The organism is Falsihalocynthiibacter sp. S25ZX9, from assembly GCF_041205405.1.
GTDB classification, from domain to species: Bacteria; Pseudomonadota; Alphaproteobacteria; order Rhodobacterales; family Rhodobacteraceae; genus Falsihalocynthiibacter; species Falsihalocynthiibacter arcticus.
The window spans coordinates 1-278 of sequence record NZ_JBGFCD010000360.1; the positions used below are offsets into that span (position 1 = coordinate 1).

Here is a 278-nt window from a genome sequence, read left to right on the forward strand (position 1 = left end):
AAACGCCGTATGATACAGACCCGTATGCCCTTTGGGGGGCGGAGTCGCACCGAGGCTTTCCCATGTATTGAGGCCGATATGATGATGGTAGGAACCCGCCGCGAGAAAGGCCGCTTGCTGGCCGTAACGTTGCACAATGCCAAACCCCAAAATGCCGCTGTAAAAGGCAATGGCGCGGTCAAGGTCCGAAACTTTTAGATGAACGTGGCCTATCCGGGTCTGGGGATGGACAGGCTTATTTTCGAAGTGTTTGTTCGATGTCATGGCTTGCTCCTGTT

The 278-nt window shown here is 54.0% G+C and carries 1 protein-coding gene; it reads right to left on the reverse strand.

Annotation, left to right across the window (positions count from 1 at the left end):
- On the reverse strand, positions 1-264 hold a 264-nt coding region (locus tag AB9F29_RS22570; protein ID WP_369757336.1), incomplete at its 3' end, for a VOC family protein.
- Positions 265-278: the final 14 nt, after the last annotated feature.